This is a genomic window from Amycolatopsis lurida (assembly GCF_900105055.1).
Lineage (GTDB): Bacteria > Actinomycetota > Actinomycetes > Mycobacteriales > Pseudonocardiaceae > Amycolatopsis > Amycolatopsis lurida.
This window is the reverse complement of record NZ_FNTA01000004.1, coordinates 1,447,758-1,464,499: the sequence shown is the minus strand read 5'-3', so window position 1 is coordinate 1,464,499 and position 16,742 is coordinate 1,447,758. Positions and strand designations below refer to the sequence as shown.

The window sequence follows — 16,742 nt, the reverse complement described above, 5'->3', positions numbered from 1 at the left end:
TCACTCCAGGGGGTTAAAATCAGTGACCAGCGATCCCTTCTGCACTCTCGGCCGAGCTCTGTGGATCTGCGGCGGCCAGTGGGCGGGAAAGTCCACCGTGTCCCGGCTGCTGGCGCACCGCCACGGCATCACCGTCTACCACTACGACTTCCACGACGCCCGCGCCCATCAGGACCGCCGCATCGCTCATCGCGTCCTCAAGGGACTGCCCGCCGCCGATCCCGACCCGGAGACCGTCTGGGTGGACACCACTCCCGAACGGATGGCCGCCGACACGATCGCCGATTTCCCGCTGCGGTTCGCCTGAGCGCTGGACGATCTGCGCGCGCTGGTCTCCGGGCGCCCGATCCTCGCCGAAGGCTGGGGGCTGCGGCCGGAATTGGTCGCGCCGCTCCTGGATTCACCGCGGCGGATGATCGTGATGGTGCCACCGGCGGTATCCGCGAGCACCAGCTCCGCGTGCTGCCCAGGGCCGCCGCGGTGGCGCACCGGGTCGGCGATCCCGAACGCGCGCAGCGCAACCGGATCGAGCGTGACCGGCTCGTGGCCGAGGACGCCGTCCGTACCGCGAAGGATCTCGGCATCCGGGTGCTGGAGATCGACGGCTCACGAGATGCCGAGGCGGTCGCGGACGTCGTCGCCGACCACTTCGATCCCTACCTCGCCTGAGCGAGATCGAGGACGAACGTCGCCACCGCCAGCGCGAGGAACCCACAGGGGAAGGCGATGTTGTAGAGGACGCGGGCGCGCACGTGGGTGATGACGGCGCCGAGGTAGAACAGCACGAGCCCGGCGGCCGCCGCGGTCCCGATGTACGGCACCCCGAGCAGGCCGAGCAGCAGCCCGGCCGCGCCCGCGGCCTTCAGCGAGGCCAGCGGCGGGATCCACGATTGCGGGACGTTGACCTCGGCGGAGTTCTTGAGGACGAACGGGACACGCGCGAAATCGGCGGCGGCGATCCCGGCGTTGATGGCGATCGTCGCGATGGCCACGATGAGGTATGCGGTGAACATGCCCCCTGGACGAGGCCCGCGCCCGGAACGTGACAGCGGTCAGGAACGCCAGCGTTCGAGTACCGCGTCGATGGTGGTGCGGATCCGTTCGCGGGCGGCCTGTCGTTCCACGCCCGCCATGAGGAGGTCGTCGTACTCGGTGTCCAGATGCCGGACCGAGGCGACGACGGCGAGGAACACCGCTCGTTCGGCCAGCTCCCGCCCGGCGGCCGACCGGCCCACCCGGCCACTGCCTCGCCGGCCCGCGTGTTCGGCGATGGCGCGGGCCCGCTCCGGCGGGCAGCCGGGGAACATCTCCGTGATCGCGGTGTGGAACCGGGCGGTGAACTCGACGTCCTCGTGGGCGCGGCGTTCGCGATCACGGTCGCGGCGCCGTTCCCGGACGTCCTCGTCGGCGAGGCACTGTTCCTCGGCGCTGCGCAGTGCCGCTTCCTCGACCAGGAGCCCTTGCCGCTCACTGCGCTTCCGTGACCGGTTGAAGCGGACGACCACGGCGGAAAGCCGGCTCGCCTTCTTCGCCCGGCGGGTCAGGGCGGTGTCGCCGGCGGGCAGGAAGACCAGGTGGCCGAGGTCGGCGCAGTCGAGGCAGTGCGGCTTTTCGTTCTCCATGAACAGCAGGTCGCCGGTGCCGCCGCAGTCGGCGCACGTCCAGTCCTTCAAGGCCACGGAGACGACGAGGTCCGGCGCTTTCCGTTGCCGGGCGAGGACTTGAGCTCGTTTGGCCTCGGACAGCCCCGGCATGAGCCACTGCGTCCGGAACAGCGGTTCGAGACCGGCCAGTTCACCCGAAGCCACCCGGAGGACCGCCCGGTCGCGGGTCGCGCCGACATGCTCGATATCCGAGCTTTCGAGGGCCTTTTCCCGCGTCCACCGATGAAGCGCGTCGAGGGCGAACTCCAGTTTTTCCGCGCTCACGGGCAAGGCGGTGGTCAGGTCGGGGATCCGTCCCTGCTGCCAGCTTTTGAGCATGTTCTCCGGCAGCCAGCCGATGCCGCTCAGGACGTCGAGCGCGGTCACCGATTTCCGTTTGGACAGCAGCTTTTCCGCCGTCTCGACGACGCGCTGTTCCAGTTTCGCCTCACCCTGCATCGCCGGGAATCCTAGCGATCACGCGGTTTCGGTGCGGGCCCGGTACGCCCGGATCTTGGCGCGGTTGCCGCAGCGCTCCATCGAGCACCAGCGGCGGTTGCCCGAGCGGGAGGTGTCGAAGAACAGCAGATGGCAATCGTCGGCGGAACATTCGCGGACGCGGCCGGACCGCTCGCCCGCGACGAGGCCGATGGCGTCGCGGGCGACGGCGCCGAGGAGTTGTTTCCCGGTGACGGGCGGCGCCCAGGCGAGCCGCCGTGTCCCCGGGTCGACGAGCGGCCTCGGGGTCTCCGCGGTCCCGCTGTTCAGCAGGGCGAGGTCGTCCTCCGACGGCGATTCGCCGCGGGCGAGGGCGGGGGCGACGCGGTAGAGGGCGCCCCGGAGTTCCTTGAGTGCGGCGAGTTCGGCGGGGCGGATCCGGACGTCGGTCAGGGGAGCGGTCAGCGCCAGCCGGGAGCCGGTGAACCACTCGGCGAGGGCGGACGGCGTGTGCGCGATTTCGTAACGCTCGTACGGGCCGGGGCCGCCGGTCAGCATGAGTTCGAGGCTGAGGCTGCCCGGATCGAACCGGTACCGCTCACCCTGGGCGTTGACGAGCAGTCTTGTTCCCGGAGTCATGTAACCACTATAGTCGGTTTCAGAAACCAGGTAAGACGGTTACGGCGGAGGCGTGATGATCGGCAAGACGAAGGACGCGGGCTGGGAGATCGGCGTGTCCAAGACGGTGGCGTATCCGCTGGAACAGGTGTGGGAGTACCTCTCGGGTCCGGGCCTGGCGACCTGGCTGGGTGACGTCCGGCTGGAGCCGGAGAAGGGCGCGCCGTACGAGACGGCCAACGGCACCGTCGGCGAGGTCCGCGGCTACCGCGAGCAGGAGAAGATCCGTCTCACCTGGCGTCCGAAGGACTGGGATCACGAGAGCACGGTCCAGGTGGGGCTCCGTCCGGCCGGGCCGGGCAAGACGGTCGTGGTCTTCCATCAGGAGCGGCTCGCCGGCCCGGAAGAGCGTGCCGCGCAGCGTGAGCACTGGCAGGCCGTGATGAAGCTGGTCGTCGACGGTCTCGCCGGCTGATCAGGAGAGCGTTCGCCGGGCGAGTTCGGCCAGGGTGTCGATGATCCGTTCGACGCTCAGGCCGAGTTCGCCCGTTTGGTGGAGAAAGACGTCCGCGCCGAGCGGCGCCAGCAGGATGTCGGCGAGCGCGTCCGGATCCTTGGCTTCCGCCTGCTCGGCGAGATGGCGGACGTGGGTGCGCCACAGCCGGTACGGCCCGCTGGTGAAGCGCGAATGCCCGACCTCGGTGCCGAGGACGAGATGCGCGTGCCGGGCGAGCAGCCCGATCATCGCCGCGTAGAACGCGGCCAGCCGCTCGGCGGGCGGCGCGCCGGGTCCCAGTGGGGGAGGGCCGGTGAGCAGCCGCTCCTGTAATTCCCGCTCGTGCTCGTCCAGCAGGGCGACGGCGATCGCCGAGCGGTCCGGGTAGCGGCGGTACAGCGTCGCCCGGCCGACTCCGGCGGCTTTGGCGATGTCCTCCATGGTGACGTCCGTGGCCGGGCGCGCCGCGAAGAGCTCTTCGGCGGCCTTCAGGATCTTCGCTCGGTTGCGGGCGGCGTCCGAGCGTTCCCGTCCCTGGCCGGTCGCGAGGAGGTCTTCTGGCATGTCCGCAGCCTAGGGAATATCCGGACGCGGCGTCCACTTGTACCCGGCGAAGCAAGTGGACGCCGTGTCCACTTCCTGGTCCGGGAGGCCCCGATGAGCCACCTTCTCCACCTCGACTCCAGCGCCCGCAGCGCGTCCTTCTCCCGTGAGCTGAGTGCTCGTTTCGCCGAGGTCTGGCGTACCGCGAATCCGCGCGCGGGCTACACCTACCGCGACGTCGCCGCCGACCCGGTGCCGCCGATCGGCCAGGCCTGGACCGAGATCTGCGACGCCCTCCTCCAGGCCGGGATCACCGATCCGGCCGGCTACGCCTCGGTGGTGAAGACGCCGGAGCAGCGCGAAGCCTGGGCGGTCATCGAGCCGCTGCTGGCCGAACTGCTCGCCGCCGACGTCGTGCTGATCGGCGCGCCGATGTACAACTTCTCGATCCCCGCGACGCTCAAGCTGTGGATCGACCAGGTCACGTTCCCGAAGATGTCCTTGGCGGGCAAGGCTTTCGTGGTCGCGGGAGCGCGGGGCGGCACTTACTTGCCCGGCACCCCGCGCGAGCCGTTCGACCACCACGAGCGCTACCTGCGCGACTTCTTCGCCGGGCACTACGACGTCCGGGACGTCACGTTCCTGAACTCCGAACTGACGAACGCCCTCGTCGACCCGGGGCTGGGCCCGCGGGATCCCGAGCGGATCGCGTCGCGGGAGCAGGCGCTCTTCGGTGCCGAAAAGGCCGGAAGGGAAGTCTGATGGGCTGGGGAATCCTGCTGCTGGCAGGAGCCGTCGAGGTCGCCTGGTCGCAGAGCATCAAGCCGACGGAGAACTTCACCCGGTTCTGGCCGACCGTGCTGTGCTTCGTGCTGGGCGTCACTGCGGTCTACCTGCTGTCGAAGGCGATGGACACGCTCCCGGTCGGCACCGCGTACGCCGTCTTCACCGGCATCGGCGCGGTGGGCGCCATCGTGTTCGGCATCGTGATCCATAAGGATCCGCTCAGTTTCGGCCGGTTCGCCGCGATGGCGCTGATCGTCGGCGGGGTCGTGCTGGCGAAGGTCGCGGAGTGACCTCGGGAAGGGGACTTTCCGCCGGAAAGTCCCCTTCCCGGCCGATCAGGCGAGCTTCTCCCACAGGAATTCGAGCATCAGCGCCCATTTGTGCGCCAGCTGCTCGTTGTCGGCCGCCGCGCCGTGGCCGCCCTCGATGTTCTCGTGGTACCGCACGTCGTGTCCCTGCTCCAGCATCCGCGCGACCATCTTGCGGGCGTGCGCGGGATGCACCCGGTCGTCCCTGGTGGAGGTGACGAACAGGACCGGCGGGTACTCGCGTCCGGCGTGGACGTTCTGGTACGGCGAGTACTTCCCGATGAAGTCCCATTCCGCCGGATCGTCGGGGTCGCCGTATTCGGCCATCCACGACGCGCCCGCGAGGAGCTTGTGATACCGCTTCATGTCCAGCAGCGGCACCTGGCTCACGATCGCGCCGAACAGATGCGGATAGCGCGTCAGCATGACCCCCATCAGCAGTCCGCCGTTGCTGCCGCCCTGGATGCCGAGGCGCGCGGGCTCGCTGATGCCGCGCTCGACGAGGTCGGCCGCGACAGCGGAGAAGTCCTCGTACACCTTGTACCGCTTGGCTTTCGTCACCGAGGTGTGCCAGTCCGGCCCGTACTCGCCGCCGCCGCGGATGTTCGCGACGACGTAGGTGCCACCGCGCGAGAGCCAGCCGCGGCCGATGATGCCGCTGTAGCCAGGGGTCAGTGAGACCTCGAAGCCGCCGTAGCCGGTCAGCAGCGTCGGCCCGCCTTCAGCGTCGGAGGGGCGTACGACGAAGTACGGGATCTTCGTGCCGTCTTCGGAGGTCGCGAAGTACTGCGAGACCGTCATGCCCTCGCTGTCGAAGAACGCGGGAGCGCGCTTGAGGACCTCGACGTCGCCCCCGACGTGCCCGTAGCTCAGCGTCGACGGCTGGGTGTAGCCGCTGGAATCGAGCAGGTACTCGTCGCTGACGTCGGGGTCGGTGCCGGTGATCTGCGCGGTGCCCAGTTCCGGGGCGCCGGCGAGCGGCCGGGAGGTCCAGCCGTCGGACGGCGTGAGGACGCGCAGCTCCGTCCGGACGTCGGACAGGGTCGAGAGCAGCAGGTGGTTGTGCGTCCACACCCAGTACTCAAGCGACGTGTGCGCGTCCGGTGTGAACAGAGTCGTGAAAGTGCGCTCGCCCGCCATGAACGCGTCGAACCCGCAGGCGAGCAGGGCGCCGGAGGGGTACGTCGTGCCTTCGACGGTCCAGTCCGAGCGAAGCCGGATCAGCAGCCACTCGCGGTGCGAGGACGTCTGCGCGTCTTCGGGGACCTCGATGCGGTCGAGCCCGGCGGCCGTCCGGACATACCTTTCCGTGCGGTAGAAGTCGATCGATCGGTAGACGAAGTCGCGCACCCAGCCTTCGGTCGGGTCGTGGTGGGCGGACACCGAGACGTCGTCCGCCTTGCCCTCGAAGACCACCGTCGCCGTTTCGAGCGGGGTGCCGCGCCGCCATTCCTTCGCCAGCCGCGGATAGCCCGAATCGGTCAGCGTCCCCTGGCCGAAATCGGTGCCGATGTAGACGCGGTCGCGGTCGATCCAGCCGATCCTGGTCTTGGCCTCGGGTACGAAGAACCCGTCTTCGACGAAACGGCGCTCGCCGAGGTCGAACTCGCGGACGACCGTCGCGTCGGCACCGCCCCTCGACAGTTCGACAAGCGCGCGGTCGTAGCCCGGGCGGAGGACGGCAGCGCCCTGCCACACCCAGTTCTCGCCCTCCGCCTCGGCCAGTGCGTCGACATCGAGGAGGAGTTCCCACTCCGGCGTGTCGAGCCGGTACTGCTCCAGGGTGGTGCGGCGCCACAGGCCCCGGGGGTTGGCCGAGTCCTGCCAGAAGTTGTACAGGTATTCGCCGCGGCGCCGGATGTACGGGATGCGGTCGTCGGCGTCGAGGACCTCGCGGACCTCGTCACGGATTCCGCCGAACCGCTCGCCGTCCGCCAGTTCCGCCAGAGCCTCGGCGTTGCGGGCTCGCACCCAGTCCAGCGCTTCTTCGCCGGTCACGTCTTCCAGCCACAGGTACGGGTCCTCGTCACTCATACCCACAGTCTCGCCGGGCGCTCCGTCCCGGCGCCACCAGGTCTGGCATTCCGTATGCTGTGGACTCGCACGTTTGGGGGACATCATGACCGGCACCGACGAGGTACCCAGACCGTTCGCGCCCTCGCCGCCTCGCCCGGAAAAGCCTCGTAACGCGGGGAACGCCGTGGTCGGTCTGCTCATCGTCGCCGCGCTGACCGCCACCGGGATGGCGATCGCGGGCGGACCGCGGACGGTCGACGGCCAGGCCCTCCCGGCGCCCGGCGTGTACACCTCGGAAGTGGCCAAGGCGCCGGCCGGGAACGCGAAGCCCGCGCCCAAGGAGGTGCGGGAACTCGAGACGAACCCGCTGCTGGCGGACGGGGTCGCGCTCGGCGCGGTCACCTGCCGGTTGCCCGCGATCAGCCGCGAGCCCGCGAAACTGGAGACGTATTACAAGACGTTGGTGTCGTGTCTGGCCGAAGCCTGGAAACCCGCCTTGGACCAGGCGAACGAGCCGGCGCTGACGGTGACCGTGCAGGTGACGCTGCCCGAGACCAGCGCGTGCGGGAAGGCGCCGGGCGAGAACGAGGCCGTCGCCTACTACTGCGGTGGCGACACCACGATCTACGCGCCGACCCAGTGGATGCTGGGTGACGCGGGCCTCGAGCGGTCCCGTCACCTCGCGACGATGGCCCACGAGTACGGACACCACGTCCAGCGTTCCAGCGGGATCCTGTCGGCGGCCGCGGAGAAGATGTCGTCGCCGAACGAGGACAGCCCGGCCGACAAGGAACTGGTCCGCCGTATCGAACTGCAGGCGAACTGCTTCGGCGCGCTCGCCCTCGCGGCCGCCGCCGGTCGTGGCTCGATCAGCAGGTCGCTGGCCAACGCCGCCCTCGACGACTACGGCCGCGCCGACGACAGCGACACCCACGGCAGTCGCCGTAACCAGCTGAAATGGGCGAAGGCCGGCTTCTCCGGGAAGACGACGTCGGCGTGCAACACCTGGGCGGCCCCGGCCTCGGACGTCAAGTGACCGACGAGGTGATGGCCGAGATCAACACCGGCCTCCAGCTGCACATCTCCGGTGACCGCGCCGGCGCGCGCGAGAAGTTCGCGGCGCTGTGGGAACGGATCGGCGAGGACGGCGACCCGCTGCACCGGTGCGCGCTCGCGCACTACATGGCCGACGTCTGTGACGACCCGGCCGACGAACTCGCCTGGGATCTGCGCGCCCTCGCGGCGGCCGATTCGCTCACCGATGACCGCGCCAAGGAGTACCACGCGACGCTGGCCGTGCGCGGCTTCTACCCGTCGCTGCACCTGAACCTGGCCGAGGACTACCGCAAACTCGGTGATCACGAGGCCGCGAAGGCCCAGTGGAAGCTCGGGCGGGCCACCCTCGGCGCGCTCGGCGACGATCCGTACGGCGTCGGGATCATCCAGGCGTACGACGCGCTCGCGATCAGACTCGGTCTCGAACCGGACTCTCCGGACTTTCGCGCAGGGCGGTGAAGCCATAACCTGGAGTGACTCAGGTCACCCATCCGGGAGGAGCGCGTATGCGGATTTCCGATCTGTTGCGGACCAAGGGGGCGGCCGTCGCGACCGTCTCGCCGGAGACGAACGTAACCGAACTGCTCGAGAGACTGGCGGAGCACAACGTCGGCGCGCTGGTGGTCGTGGACGCCGAGGGCGCGATCGTCGGGATCGTCTCCGAACGGGACGTGGTGCGCCGGCTCAACGAGCGCGGGCCCCAGCTGCTCGACGGATCGGTGTCCGCGATCATGACGAAGATGGTCGCGAGCTGCACCCCCGAGGACTCGGTCGACCAGCTGTCGGTCCTGATGACCGAACGCCGCATCCGGCACGTCCCGGTCGTGGTGGACGGCAGGCTCGCCGGGATCGTGAGCATCGGCGACGTCGTGAAGACCCGGATGGAGCAGCTGGAGAAGAGCCAGGAACAGCTGGAGGCTTACATCTCGCAGGGCTGATCAGCCGGAGGGCCGTTCCCGATGCGGGAACGGCCCTCCGCGCCTACGGCTCATCCGATGGCCCTGTCGAGGGTGAGCGCGGCGTCGATGAGCCCGAGGTGGGTGAAAGCCTGCGGGAAGTTGCCGAGCTGCTCGCCGTTCGGGCCGATCTCTTCGGCGTACAGGCCGACGTGGTTGGCGTAGGTCAGCATCTTTTCGAACACCAGCCGCGCCTTCTCCGGATACCCGGCACGGGCGAGCGCGGTGACGTAGCCGAACGTGCACAGCGAAAAGGTGCCCTCGTCTCCGCGCAGGCCGTCGGGTGAGGCGTCCGGGTCGTAGCGGTAGACGAGACTGTCGGTCACCAGCTCGTTCTCGATACCCGCCAGGGTCGCCAGCCAGCTCGGATCGTGCGGGGTGATGAACCCGACGTCGGCCATGCGGAGCAGGGACGCGTCGAGGGAAACCGAGCCGTATCGCTGGACGAAGGCCTGCTTGAGCGAACTCCAGCCGTGCTCCCAGATCTGGTCGTAGACCCGGTCGCGTTCGTCCCGCCAGGAGTCGAGCGCGCAGGGCAGCCCGTGCGCCGTCGCGAGGCGGACACCGCGATCGAAGGCGACCCAGCTCATGAGCCTGCCGTAGGTGAAGTCGGCTTTTCCTTCCCGCGTCTCCCAGATGCCGTCGTCCGGCTGATCCCAGTTCGCGGCGAGCCAATCGAGCAGATCCGTGAGCGCCTTCCAGCCGTCGTGGCCGATCTCCGCGCCCCGCCTGTCCGCCTGGTACACGGTGTCGAGCAGTTCGCCGTAGACGTCGAGCTGGAGCTGATCGGCGGCGGAGTTGCCGATCCGTACCGGGACCGAGCCGCGGTACCCGGACCAGTGCGCGAGGGATTCCTCCAGCAGATCCGACGCCCCGTCGACGCGGTACATGATCTTCAGCCGTCCGTCGCCGCTCAGGTGGCGCTCCCGGAGCCAACGGGCGAACGCGACCGCTTCGTCCGTGAACCCCAGAGCGAGCAAGGACGACACCGACAAGGACGCGTCCCGCACCCAGGCGTAGCGGTAGTCCCAGTTCCGTTCGCCGCCGATCTGTTCCGGCAGGCTCGTGGTCGGCGCGGCGACCATCGCCCCGGTCGGCGCGTAGGTCAGCAGTTTGAGGGTGATCGCGGACCGGTCGACCATCTCCCTCCAGCGCCCCCGATAGGTCGACTGGTTCAGCCAGTCCCGCCAGAAGCGGACGGTGTCGTCGAAGGTCCGCTCGATCTCGGCGACCCGGATCGCGCGCGGCTCCCCGCCGTCCGACTCGAGTGCGAAACCCCTGGCCTGCCCGGTTTTCAGGATGACCGAGCCGTAGACGCCGCCTTCGATGACGTGGGCGTGCACCGGTGGCGGATCACCGGGCTCCCGGACCGCGTGCAGGGTCAGGGCGGAGTCTTCGCTGTGGAACAGCACGCCGTCCTCGGTGACGGCGGTGGTGTGCGGACTGCGCGCGTAGTCGAAACGCGGGACGACCTCCATGGCGAACTCGACGGTCCCGCGCACGCAGCGGACCAGCCGGATCAGCCGGTGACCGCCATCGGTGCGCCCGCCGGTGACCGGGCGCATGAAATCGATGACCTCGCCGGTACCCAGCCTGGTCATGAACCGGGTGATCAGCACGGCGGTGCCGGGGAAATAGAACTGACGCGACGTGTACGGCTCCCGGACGGGCCGGATCCGGCAGTGGCCACCGCGAGGATCCAGGAGCGCGCCGAACACGCTCGGGGAATCGAACCGGGGACAGCAGAACCAGTCGATCGCACCGCCGGTGCTCACCAGCGCGGCGGTCTGGAGATCTCCGATCAGCCCGTGGTCGGCGATCGGCGGTTGGTGGTGGTTCACGGGCGGCTCCTTGCCGGAAGGGGTTTTCCGCTCACCCTCGCCCGTGCCCGGGAAGCCGGGCTTCACCCTGGCCGGGTGACTTCCCGGCCAGGGTGAAGCCCCGGCGCTCATCCGCCTCAGGTGATGTGCGCACCCCGGTCGCGGCTGTCCGATGGCCACCGTCAGATCACCCATTTTCAGAAGGGACGGTGAGCCGTGGACACGTTGACCATCTGGACGTTCCGCTCGGCCGAGGGCGCGGATCGCGCGGCGGAGACGGTGCGGAGCCTGGCGAAGAACCAGCTCGTCTCGGTGCACGACGCCGCGACGGTGTCGTGGCCGGAAGGCGCCTCCAAACCGAAGCTCCGGCAGCTGCGCAATCTGGCCGGCCGTGGCGCGCTGAGCGGCGCGTTCTGGGGGTTGCTGTTCGGCCTGATCTTCCTGGTACCGCTGCTCGGCGCGGCGCTCGGTGCCGCGGCGGGCGCTTTCGGCGGTCTCACGGCGGATTACGGCATCGACGACGACCTGATCAAGAAGATCAGGGGAGAGGTCACCGAGGGCACGTCGGCGCTGTTCCTGCTCACTTCGGGTGCGGTCATCGAGAAGGTGCGAGGTGCCTTCGGCGGCCAGGAAGCGCCGGAGCTGATCTTCACGAACTTGACGCCCGAACAGGAGTCCGCCTTGCGGGAAAGCTTCGTGCCGGAACCGGAACTCGAGGCCGCCGACGCGCCGGGAACGGGGACGAAATGAGCAAGCAGTGGAGTGCCGGCGCCGATCTCGCCGACCGGTCCGGGACACGACCGGTCTGGGCAGGCTGGATCGTCTTCGCCAGCGTGATCATGCTGATCCTCGGCGCGTTCGACGTCATCGCCGGGATCGTGGCGCTGGTGCGGGGCGACTACTACATCTCAGGCCCGGAGTACTCGCTCGTCCTGGACGTGACCGGCTGGGCGTGGGCCCATCTCGTGGGCGGCACGCTGGTGGCGGTCTCCGGTGTCTTCCTCATCTCGGGGGCCATCTGGGCGAGGGTGGTCGCGGTGCTCTTCGCGGCCGGTAACGCGGTGACCCATCTGGTGTTCCTCTCGGCTCACCCGCTGTGGTCGATGCTCGTGATCGCCTTGTGCGTGACGGTGATCTGGGCGGTCGTCGTCCATGGCGACGCGGTCCCGAACCGTGAGTCATGGTGATCGACCGGCCTGCGACACGGACACCGCGGGCGCTCGTCGTCCTGCTCGGCGCGGCCGCGGTCGTGGTCGCCATCGCGGGGATCAAAGCGGTCGCGTGGCTGGCGGCGCCGACGTTGCTGGCGCTCGTCATCGTGATCACGCTCAGTCCCGCGCATGGCAGGCTGCGGCGTTTCGGCTTCCCGCGCTGGGCGGCGACGACGGCGCTCGTGGTGTTCGTCTACGGAATTCTCATCGCCTTCTGCTTCGCGATGATCGTTTCGATCGCCCAGCTCGCGGAGCTGCTGCCGCGCTACGGCGACCGGATCACCGACCTGTACGAAGAAATCGCCGGCGTGCTGGCGAAATTCGGTGCCGGGCCGGGTCAGTTGCGCGACATCTTCCACGCTCTCGATCCCGGCAAGCTCGTTTCCTACGCCGGTTCGCTACTCGCCGATCTGACCGGTGTCACCACGAGTCTGGTCTTCCTGCTGGGACTGTTGCTGTTCCTCAGCGCGGAGACGGCGGACATCGACGACCGGATCGCCGGGATCGCGGGAGAGCGGGCGCGTACGGCCGAAGCACTGCGTGACTTCGGCCGTCGCGTCCGGGTGTACCTGGCGGTGACCACGGTCTTCGGGCTCATCGTCGCGGCGATCGACCTCCTCGCGCTGGTCTTGCTGGGAGTTCCGCTCGCGGCGTTGTGGGGTCTGCTTTCGTTCGTCACCAACTACATCCCGACGATCGGCTTCCTGCTCGGCCTCGGCCCGCCCGCCGCGCTCGCGCTCCTCGACGGCGGCTGGCGGGCCATGGTCGCGGTGGTGGTGATCTACCTCGTGATCAATTTCGTGCTGCAGTCACTGATCCAGCCGCGGTACGTCGGCAACGCGGTCGGCCTGTCCGCGACGGCGACGTTCGTGGCGCTGGTGTTCTGGGCCTGGGTGCTCGGCCCGCTCGGGACGTTGCTGTCGGTTCCGGCGACCTTGCTGGCGCTGGCCGCGCTGGTCGACGACCCGGGACGCAGCTGGGTCACCGCGCTGGTGGGTTCGCCCGGCGGGATCAGAACAGGATGAGCACGACGAAGAAGAGGCACGCCACGATGTTCAGCAACCAGCCGTGGTCGTTCGTCCAGTCGCGGACGGCGGGCATGAGCCGGGCGGCGCGTCGCCGGAAGAGAAGGTAGGCCAGGAGCGGCAGGGCGGCGATCAGCGTGGTGGTCAGAAGGAACGGGACCGCCGCACCGAACCCCGCCCCGCCGCGGCCGAGGTCGAGCCCGACGACGCACATCACGACGATGTCCGACGGAAAGAACGCGATGAGCAGGAATCCGGTACGGAATCCTCGCCGCGGGCCCGCCGACATGAGCGTTCCCAGCCATTTCGGCGGTTCCGCGGTCTCGCGGCGCGTCCAGTTCCAGATCGCCACTCCGAGGAGAAACGCGACCAGCCCGTACTGGATCAGCGTGTAGACGGAGCCGTCCGAGCCGGAGAGCAGGGGATCGGGCGGCAGGAGCCCGGCAAGCCAGGTGGTGAGCGCGGTTCCCGCCGTCACGGCCGTGGCCACCCCCGCCACGAACGCGAGCGAGGTCGGCACGGCACGCGCCGTCGTGATCAGGATCAGCGCCGACACGAATTGCGGCCCGGCCATCATGGTGATCGCGAGCGGGAGCACCGTGAGCGATTCCGTCATTCCGTACTTCCCGTCAGAGGGTATTCCGGCACAAGAATCGCGTTGCCCGCCACCGGTTCCCTCCGGCGACGGACAACGCTCGCGCGGCGGTCTCACCGCCGGAGCCCTGGGGCAGAATCGGGCTTTTCGATCCGCGATCTCCAGAATGCGCCGCCGCCGCGCGGGTTTCTTCGTTCTCAGCGGGTGAAAACGACGCCTCGATTCCGTCACCCACCGCGAGAAAAGTCCCTCGGTCACCACTCTTCGCGACCAGCGGTGACTCGTCTCACCCGCCACGGAGGAGGTGACCGTCGCACGGGGTGAGCAAGATCGGTTCCCTCACTCGTCTGGGGAATCGAAGGGAGACAATCGGTGAGCACTGAGCCGCGTGGTCGGTCCAGAGCCAAATTCGTTCTGACAGCACTGACTTTCGTGCTGGTCCTTTCGGCGCAACCGGGAAGCAGGTCATCGGGAGAGGCGGTACTTTCCGGTATCGGCCTCGTCTTCAGCGGGACTTCCCGCGTTCTGGGTTTCGCCTGGCATGTTCTCTCCAGCGCGGCGATGTCATGCGCCGGCCGATGACCCGCGTCGAGGGCACGGCGCCGGAGACCCACGACGAAGAAGCGGTCGTGGTACCGGCGCCGAAACTCGCGCCACCACCGCCCGCGGCCGACGTGCTCGAACGGGACCGGTTGCTGGACGTACTCGATCAGGCCACGTCGGGCGAGATCCCCAGTGTCACGTTGCTCAACGCACCCGCCGGATCCGGGAAGACCGTGCTGCTCGGCAGCTGGTTCCGGCGCCGGGCACGCCACCACCCCGGCGGTGAACACCTGGCCTGGGTTTCCTTGGACGCCAACGACAACAAGGTCTTCTCCTGGTGGTCGTCGATCCTCCAGGCGGTGTACCGCGGCGCGATCCCCGGACCGGCACTGGCGCGGGACGCCTCCGCGCACGAAGGCGTCGGCGCATTCGTCGACGCGTGCGCACGGCTCCGGCGGCCGGTGATCCTGGTGCTGGACAACGCGCACGAGCTGACCGAGCCGGACGCGGTCAAGAACGTGAACCTGCTCCTGCGCTATCTGCCGTCCGGAGTACGGGTAGTCATCGCCACCCGATTCCCGCCACCGCTGATCCTGCCCCAGATCCGGCTCGAAGGCAGGCTGCGGGAGATCACCGCGCACCAGCTGAACTTCACCGAGGAGGAGACGGGGCAACTGCTCGCCCGGAAGAACCTGGCGCTGTCCAAGGCGGATCTGGACCGGGTCATGGAACGAACGGAAGGATGGGCGGCCGGCCTGCGGTTCCTCACGCTCGCGCTGGACTCCGCGCCGGACGCCCGCGGCGCCATCCGTGCCTTCACCGGCGACGACCGCCTGCTGGCCGAGTACCTGTCGGGGGAGATCGTCGGGCCGCAGCCCACCTACGTCCGTGAGTTCCTGCTGAGCGTGTCGGTGTGTCCCGACCTCACCGACGGGCTGGCCACCCGGCTGACCGGACAGGAGCACGCCGGCCAGATCCTGTACACGCTCACCCGCACCAACGCGCTGATCACTCAGCCCGGCCGTGAAGAGGGTCGCTACCGCTGTCATCCTCTGCTGCGCGAGTACCTCCGCGCGGAGCTGAGCCGACGCCATCCGCGGGCCTATCGCAGGCTTCACCGTTCGGCGGCGGAGTGGTTCACGGACTCCGGGGACGTGCTCACCGCGTTCGAGCACAGCGTCGCGGCGCAGGACGAGGAGCTGATCACCCGATACGTCCAGCGATTCGGGCTGCGGATCGTCCTCAAAGGACACGGGCCGCGGCTGCACCGGCTGCTCGGCGCGTTGCCGGAGCATCTACTGGCCCGGCCACAGGTCGCGCTCGTCGCCGCCATCGCGTCACTCGACGACCACGACCTCGTGGCGGCGGACCGGTACCTCGGCCGGATCGACACGTCGGCCCAGCCGCTGCGTTCCGGACGGTTGCGCGCGTTGAACGCCGTGGCCGTCGTCTACCGCGCGAGATACGGCGGACAGCTGGAGGAGGCGCTCGCCGAACTCCGCGCCACGAGCGCGGGCGACACCGGCGACACCGACCTCGACCTGCTTGCGCTGGCCACGCGGGGGACCGCCGCCTTATGGCTGGGCGACATCCCGGGTGCCACCGAGGATCTGGAACGCGCGCTGCGGATGGCCACCCTGGAGCGCCGCGACGCCATCAGCCTGCAGTGCGAAATCCATCTCGCGGGGATCGCCTGTGTCCAGGGTGATCTCGCCGAGCTGGCCGTGCACACCGGTGCCGCCCTCGAACTGGCCCGGTCCCACGGCTGGACCGAGACTTCGCGGACCGCGTTCCTGTACACCGTTCTCGGCTTGGCGGCTTACCAACGGCTGGATCAGGAGAGCGCCCGGCGGTTTTCCGCGCTGGCGTCGCGGCTCCTGCCCGCCGTCGTGGACCCGGCCGTGGAACTGCTTACGGCGACACTCAGCGCCGCCGTCGAATTCGGCCTCGCGGCCGATCCGCACGCGGTCGTCGAAACGTTGCGGGGCCACCGCAAACGGCTCGCCGGTGAACCTGTCGCACCGTGGCTGCTCGCCTGCACGGCCCCGATCGAGCAACGGCTGGCCCTTCGCGTCGGAGAACCCACTTGGGCGATGGACGTGATGGAACGGCACCGGCATCTGCTCGCGCCCTACGCGGAGCACGCGCTGCTGAGCACCCTCGTGCACCTGCATCGCGGTCGGCCGGGCGCCGCGCGCCGTCGGCTGCGACCGGTCATCGAGCGGCAGACCAGGACACTGGTGGCGCACACCCTGATCGAAAGCTGGCTCCTCGAAGCGGTTCTCGCCGACCAGGCCGGTGAACAGAACCGGGCGCACACCGCCCTCGGCCACGCGCTCGACCTCGCGGCCCCTCTGCAGGCGCTCCGGCCGTTCCACGACGCCGGGCAGGACATCCGGGAGCTCCTGGTGCGTGGCGCCGGACGGTTCGGGCGCACCGAAGAGTTCGCGAGCGCCGTGCTGCAGGCGCTACCGGCCCACCCGGGCGCGCCGGTCGATCCGCTCACCTCACGCGAGCTCGAACTGCTCACCGAGCTGCCGTCCATGCGGACCGCGGAGCAGATCGCCGACTCGCTCTACGTCTCGGTGAACACGGTCAAGACCCACCTTCGCGGCATCTACCGGAAGCTCGGCGTCAATCACCGCCGCGACGCCGTCGTCGCCGCACGCAGGCGTGGCCTGTTGTAGG

Annotated in this window: 19 protein-coding genes; 12 read left to right on the top strand and 7 right to left on the bottom strand. The window is 69.2% G+C overall.

Translation table 11 applies throughout. The features are described from left to right. The first annotated feature begins 22 nt into the window (after positions 1 to 22). A complete protein-coding gene (locus BLW75_RS43485) occupies positions 23 to 307 on the top strand; it encodes a hypothetical protein (RefSeq protein ID WP_241784065.1) in 285 nt (94 codons plus the stop codon). 152 nt (positions 308 to 459) lie between these two features. Then, complete coding sequence (locus tag BLW75_RS43480; protein WP_241784063.1) at positions 460 to 669, top strand: hypothetical protein; 210 nt, start codon at positions 460 to 462, stop codon at positions 667 to 669. On the opposite strand, the gene BLW75_RS12000 is transcribed toward BLW75_RS43480, so the two are convergent. Genes BLW75_RS12000 through BLW75_RS11990 form a run of 3 tightly spaced genes read right to left on the bottom strand, consistent with a single transcriptional unit; the run spans position 657 to position 2,720 of the window. After that, entirely contained in the window at positions 657 to 1,013 is a 357-nt protein-coding gene (locus BLW75_RS12000; protein ID WP_034322716.1) for a DoxX family protein, read from the bottom strand. The two genes, BLW75_RS43480 and BLW75_RS12000, sit on opposite strands and share 13 nt — an antisense overlap. A gap of 39 nt (positions 1,014 to 1,052) precedes the next feature. After that, positions 1,053 to 2,102, bottom strand: coding sequence for a DUF2293 domain-containing protein (locus tag BLW75_RS11995; protein WP_034322713.1), 1,050 nt, complete (start codon positions 2,100 to 2,102; stop codon positions 1,053 to 1,055). An 18-nt stretch (positions 2,103 to 2,120) separates the two neighbouring features. After that, entirely contained in the window at positions 2,121 to 2,720 is a 600-nt protein-coding gene (locus tag BLW75_RS11990; protein ID WP_091597350.1) for a CGNR zinc finger domain-containing protein, read from the bottom strand. A 55-nt stretch (positions 2,721 to 2,775) separates the two neighbouring features. On the opposite strand from BLW75_RS11990, the gene BLW75_RS11985 reads away from it, so the two are divergent. Further along, a complete protein-coding gene (locus tag BLW75_RS11985) occupies positions 2,776 to 3,174 on the top strand; it encodes an SRPBCC family protein (protein ID WP_034322710.1) in 399 nt (132 codons plus the stop codon). Here BLW75_RS11985 and BLW75_RS11980 read toward each other — a convergent pair whose 3' ends face one another. Further along, the gene (locus BLW75_RS11980; protein WP_034322707.1) at positions 3,175 to 3,759 is read right to left on the bottom strand and encodes a TetR/AcrR family transcriptional regulator; all 585 of its coding nucleotides are present in this window, start codon (positions 3,757 to 3,759) and stop codon (positions 3,175 to 3,177) included. Positions 3,760 to 3,852: 93 nt separating this feature from the next. Here BLW75_RS11980 and BLW75_RS11975 point away from each other — a divergent pair, with 93 nt between their 5' ends. Continuing rightward, entirely contained in the window at positions 3,853 to 4,500 is a 648-nt protein-coding gene (locus tag BLW75_RS11975) for an FMN-dependent NADH-azoreductase (protein ID WP_034322704.1), read from the top strand. Then, the gene (locus BLW75_RS11970) at positions 4,500 to 4,814 is read left to right on the top strand and encodes a DMT family transporter (protein ID WP_034322700.1); all 315 of its coding nucleotides are present in this window, start codon (positions 4,500 to 4,502) and stop codon (positions 4,812 to 4,814) included. Before BLW75_RS11975 ends, BLW75_RS11970 begins: the two co-directional genes overlap by 1 nt. A gap of 45 nt (positions 4,815 to 4,859) precedes the next feature. Here the strand turns inward: BLW75_RS11970 and BLW75_RS11965 are convergent, their stop codons facing one another. After that, entirely contained in the window at positions 4,860 to 6,866 is a 2,007-nt protein-coding gene (locus tag BLW75_RS11965) for a prolyl oligopeptidase family serine peptidase (protein WP_034322696.1), read from the bottom strand. A gap of 85 nt (positions 6,867 to 6,951) precedes the next feature. On the opposite strand from BLW75_RS11965, the gene BLW75_RS11960 reads away from it, so the two are divergent. Genes BLW75_RS11960 through BLW75_RS11950 form a run of 3 tightly spaced genes read left to right on the top strand, consistent with a single transcriptional unit; the run spans position 6,952 to position 8,842 of the window. Continuing rightward, positions 6,952 to 7,884 carry a neutral zinc metallopeptidase gene (locus BLW75_RS11960; RefSeq protein WP_034322694.1) on the top strand — a complete coding sequence of 311 codons (933 nt, stop codon included), beginning with the start codon at positions 6,952 to 6,954 and terminating at the stop codon, positions 7,882 to 7,884. Next, complete coding sequence (locus tag BLW75_RS11955) at positions 7,881 to 8,363, top strand: hypothetical protein (RefSeq protein ID WP_034322692.1); 483 nt, start codon at positions 7,881 to 7,883, stop codon at positions 8,361 to 8,363. The genes BLW75_RS11960 and BLW75_RS11955 overlap by 4 nt, the downstream gene beginning before the upstream one ends. A gap of 47 nt (positions 8,364 to 8,410) precedes the next feature. Next, on the top strand, positions 8,411 to 8,842 hold the full coding sequence (locus BLW75_RS11950; protein ID WP_034322689.1) for a CBS domain-containing protein: 432 nt from the start codon (positions 8,411 to 8,413) through the stop codon (positions 8,840 to 8,842). Positions 8,843 to 8,892: 50 nt separating this feature from the next. Here BLW75_RS11950 and BLW75_RS11945 read toward each other — a convergent pair whose 3' ends face one another. Beyond that, on the bottom strand, positions 8,893 to 10,701 hold the full coding sequence (locus BLW75_RS11945; RefSeq protein WP_034322738.1) for a glycoside hydrolase family 15 protein: 1,809 nt from the start codon (positions 10,699 to 10,701) through the stop codon (positions 8,893 to 8,895). 195 nt (positions 10,702 to 10,896) lie between these two features. Here BLW75_RS11945 and BLW75_RS11940 point away from each other — a divergent pair, with 195 nt between their 5' ends. The 3 genes from BLW75_RS11940 to BLW75_RS11930 are packed head-to-tail and all read left to right on the top strand — an operon-like array spanning position 10,897 to position 12,916. Then, the gene (locus tag BLW75_RS11940; RefSeq protein WP_034322686.1) at positions 10,897 to 11,430 is read left to right on the top strand and encodes a DUF1269 domain-containing protein; all 534 of its coding nucleotides are present in this window, start codon (positions 10,897 to 10,899) and stop codon (positions 11,428 to 11,430) included. After that, complete coding sequence (locus BLW75_RS11935; protein WP_034322683.1) at positions 11,427 to 11,867, top strand: DUF7144 family membrane protein; 441 nt, start codon at positions 11,427 to 11,429, stop codon at positions 11,865 to 11,867. Before BLW75_RS11940 ends, BLW75_RS11935 begins: the two co-directional genes overlap by 4 nt. Next, the gene (locus tag BLW75_RS11930) at positions 11,861 to 12,916 is read left to right on the top strand and encodes an AI-2E family transporter (RefSeq protein ID WP_091597344.1); all 1,056 of its coding nucleotides are present in this window, start codon (positions 11,861 to 11,863) and stop codon (positions 12,914 to 12,916) included. The genes BLW75_RS11935 and BLW75_RS11930 overlap by 7 nt, the downstream gene beginning before the upstream one ends. Here BLW75_RS11930 and BLW75_RS11925 read toward each other — a convergent pair. Further along, on the bottom strand, positions 12,903 to 13,532 hold the full coding sequence (locus tag BLW75_RS11925; protein ID WP_034322681.1) for a GAP family protein: 630 nt from the start codon (positions 13,530 to 13,532) through the stop codon (positions 12,903 to 12,905). The two genes, BLW75_RS11930 and BLW75_RS11925, sit on opposite strands and share 14 nt — an antisense overlap. 557 nt (positions 13,533 to 14,089) lie before the next feature. On the opposite strand from BLW75_RS11925, the gene BLW75_RS11920 reads away from it, so the two are divergent. After that, complete coding sequence (locus tag BLW75_RS11920; RefSeq protein ID WP_158005431.1) at positions 14,090 to 16,741, top strand: winged helix-turn-helix domain-containing protein; 2,652 nt, start codon at positions 14,090 to 14,092, stop codon at positions 16,739 to 16,741. Position 16,742 lies beyond the last annotated feature (1 nt).

Coding starts and splice junctions, on each gene's coding strand:
- BLW75_RS12000 (WP_034322716.1), bottom strand. CDS start 1,013: ATGTTCACCGCATACCTCATCGTGGCCATCGCGACGATCGCCATCAAC.
- BLW75_RS11995 (WP_034322713.1), bottom strand. CDS start 2,102: ATGCAGGGTGAGGCGAAACTGGAACAGCGCGTCGTCGAGACGGCGGAA.
- BLW75_RS11990 (WP_091597350.1), bottom strand. CDS start 2,720: ATGACTCCGGGAACAAGACTGCTCGTCAACGCCCAGGGTGAGCGGTAC.
- BLW75_RS11985 (WP_034322710.1), top strand. CDS start 2,776: ATGATCGGCAAGACGAAGGACGCGGGCTGGGAGATCGGCGTGTCCAAG.
- BLW75_RS11980 (WP_034322707.1), bottom strand. CDS start 3,759: ATGCCAGAAGACCTCCTCGCGACCGGCCAGGGACGGGAACGCTCGGAC.
- BLW75_RS11975 (WP_034322704.1), top strand. CDS start 3,853: ATGAGCCACCTTCTCCACCTCGACTCCAGCGCCCGCAGCGCGTCCTTC.
- BLW75_RS11970 (WP_034322700.1), top strand. CDS start 4,500: ATGGGCTGGGGAATCCTGCTGCTGGCAGGAGCCGTCGAGGTCGCCTGG.
- BLW75_RS11965 (WP_034322696.1), bottom strand. CDS start 6,866: ATGAGTGACGAGGACCCGTACCTGTGGCTGGAAGACGTGACCGGCGAA.
- BLW75_RS11960 (WP_034322694.1), top strand. CDS start 6,952: ATGACCGGCACCGACGAGGTACCCAGACCGTTCGCGCCCTCGCCGCCT.
- BLW75_RS11950 (WP_034322689.1), top strand. CDS start 8,411: ATGCGGATTTCCGATCTGTTGCGGACCAAGGGGGCGGCCGTCGCGACC.
- BLW75_RS11935 (WP_034322683.1), top strand. CDS start 11,427: ATGAGCAAGCAGTGGAGTGCCGGCGCCGATCTCGCCGACCGGTCCGGG.
- BLW75_RS11930 (WP_091597344.1), top strand. CDS start 11,861: ATGGTGATCGACCGGCCTGCGACACGGACACCGCGGGCGCTCGTCGTC.
- BLW75_RS11925 (WP_034322681.1), bottom strand. CDS start 13,532: ATGACGGAATCGCTCACGGTGCTCCCGCTCGCGATCACCATGATGGCC.
- BLW75_RS11920 (WP_158005431.1), top strand. CDS start 14,090: ATGACCCGCGTCGAGGGCACGGCGCCGGAGACCCACGACGAAGAAGCG.